The sequence below is a fragment of the Rhizobium sp. L43 genome, assembly GCF_002531725.1.
Classification (GTDB): domain Bacteria; phylum Pseudomonadota; class Alphaproteobacteria; order Rhizobiales; family Rhizobiaceae; genus Rhizobium.
This window is the reverse complement of sequence record NZ_NWSQ01000079.1, coordinates 1-2,486: the sequence shown is the minus strand read 5'-3', so window position 1 is coordinate 2,486 and position 2,486 is coordinate 1. Positions and strand designations below refer to the sequence as shown.

Sequence of the window (2,486 nt, the reverse complement as noted above, 5' to 3'; positions counted from 1 at the left end):
GTGTGTTTAAGCATGGAATGTTGACCCCTCTGGCGGGGTGATACTTATCCAATTTTGACCCCCCTTGGATTTCATCCGACCATCCGGCTTTTGCCAGTGGATGGGGTGGGGAGTTGAAGAGAGTGGATACGATTGCCCGTGTCCGACGAGCCTTCCATGTTCAGGGCTGGTCGGTGAAGAAGATCACCAGAGAGCTGAATGTTTCGCGTAATACGGTTCGCAAAATCCTGCGTTCTGATGCGACTGATTTTGTCTACAAACGAGAACATCAACCGTTGCCCAGGATCGGAGCCTGGAAGGGTGATATTGAACGGTTCCTCATTGCCAACGAAGGCAAGGCATCGCGCGAACGGCTGACGCTGATCCGGATTTACGAGGAGGTTCGGGCACTCGGCTACGACGGCAGTTATGACGCGATCCGGCGATATGCCAAGACCTGGGCGAAGAACCGGGGAGCCGTGACGGCGGAAGCCTATGTGCCCCTCTATTACGCGCCGGGCGAAGCCTACCAGTTCGACTGGAGCCACGAGATCATTCTGATCAACGGGGTGACTACGACCGTGAAGGTCGCGCATGTCCGGCTCTGCCACAGCCGGATGATGTTCGCCCGAGCCTATATGCGTGAGAGCCAGGAGATGGTGTTCGATGCCCATGACAAGGCCTTCGCCTTCTTCCGTGGCACCTGTACGCGCGGCATCTACGATAACATGAAGACTGCGGTCGAGGCGGTGTTCGTCGGCAAGGAGCGACAATACAATCGCCGCTTCCTGCAGATGTGTAGCCACTATCTGGTCCATCCCGTTGCCTGCACGCCCGCATCCGGATGGGAGAAGGGACAGGTCGAGAACCAGGTCGGACTGGTTCGAGAACGCTTCTTCACACCACGTCTTCGGGTTAAAAGCCTGGAAGAGCTGAACGTCTGGCTGCTCGATAAGTGCATCGCTTACGCCAAGGCACACCGTCATCCTGAACAGACCGAGCGAATGATCTGGCAGGTGTTCGAGGAGGAACGCGGCAGCCTCGTGCATTACGTCGGGCCGTTCGATGGTTTCCACAGCGTCCCGGCCTCGGTGTCGAAGACCTGCACGGTCCGTTTCGACAACAACAAATACTCCGTCCTCTCGACTGCGGTCGGCCGCCCTGTTGAGGTTCACGCCTATGCCGAGAAGATCGTCATCAGGCAGGACGGCGTGAACGTCGGTGAGCATCCGCGTTGCTTTGGCCGTGGCGAGACGATCTACGATCCCTGGCATTATGTACCCGTTCTGGCTCGCAAACCCGGCGCTTTGCGCAATGGTGCGCCGTTCAGGGACTGGGTGTTGCCAGCGGCGATGGAGAAGGTCCGCAAGCGCCTGAAGAGCGTCCACGACGGTGATCGGCAAATGGTCACAATCCTTGCATGCGTTCCCACCGATGGTCTGACGGCCGTCGATGCGGCCTGTCAGGAGGCGCTGGACCAAGGCGTCTGCTCGGCCTCGGTGATCATCAACATTCTGGCTCGTAGTCGTGACCCGGCTCCGGCCGCAACCCTGCAAACCCCGGATGCGCTTCGATTGACCCATGAACCGGTCGCCGACTGCGCACGCTATGACAGCCTCAGGAGGGCAAGCTGATGGAACGCACACAGGTTCTCGAACTGATGAGCACGCTGAAGCTCTATGGAATGCGCAGCGCCTACGACGAGGTCATGGGCAACGGCATCAAACGGCAGCACGAACCGCCGCGCATTGTCGGTGATCTCTTGCAGTCGGAGATCGCCGAGAAGCAGGCCCGCTCCATTCGCTACCAACTCAGCATCGCCAAGCTGCCCCTCGCTAAGGACATCGACGATTTCGACTTCACCGATACGCCGGTCAATGAATCCCTGGTGCGGGAGCTGGCTACCGGCACCTTCGTCGCCGATCAGCGTAACGTCGTCCTCGTCGGCGGCACGGGAACCGGAAAGAGCCATCTCGCCATCGCGATTGCCCGTGCACTGATCCGCAACGGAACACGCGGGCGCTTCTTCAACGTCGTCGATCTGGTCAATCGGCTGGAAACGGAAACGCGCAGCGGCAAGCAAGGGCGGACGGCCGACTATCTCAATCGTCTCGACTTCATCATCCTCGACGAACTCGGATACCTGCCATTTGCCCTGGCCGGCGGCCAACTCCTATTCCATCTGATCAGCAGGCTCTACGAGCGCACGTCGATCATTGTCACCACGAACCTGGCGTTCGGTGAATGGCCGACGGTGTTCGGCGATGCCAAGATGACGACGGCACTTCTCGACCGCCTGACGCACCATTGTGAGATCGTCGAGACCGGAAACGAATCCTGGCGCTTCAAGAACCGCTCTCAAAGCTAAAGCCGAAGAGCCCCATCACCCGCACTTGGCCTACCCTCTGCAACCCCGGCCAGCGCCGGGCAGGCCAAGCGCTGATCTACAGCACAGGGGGGTCAAAATTGGATAAGCAAAAGGGGTCAATGTTCGGTGCTGATTGACA

Annotated in this window: 1 protein-coding gene and 1 pseudogene; both read left to right on the top strand. The window is 59.1% G+C overall.

Annotation, left to right across the window (positions count from 1 at the left end):
* Positions 1-113: 113 nt before the first annotated feature.
* A pseudogene (istA, locus tag CO667_RS34445) lies at positions 114-1,607 on the top strand (IS21 family transposase); the annotation flags it as partial.
* 5 nt (positions 1,608-1,612) lie between these two features.
* Positions 1,613-2,347 (top strand): IS21-like element helper ATPase IstB, encoded by a 735-nt coding sequence (gene istB, locus CO667_RS34440; protein ID WP_017996675.1) that lies wholly within the window; start codon positions 1,613-1,615, stop codon positions 2,345-2,347.
* The last annotated feature ends 139 nt before the right edge of the window (positions 2,348-2,486 follow it).

Excerpts from the sequence above, each read along its gene's own strand:
- istB (WP_017996675.1), top strand. The coding sequence starts at position 1,613 with ATGGAACGCACACAGGTTCTCGAACTGATGAGCACGCTGAAGCTCTAT.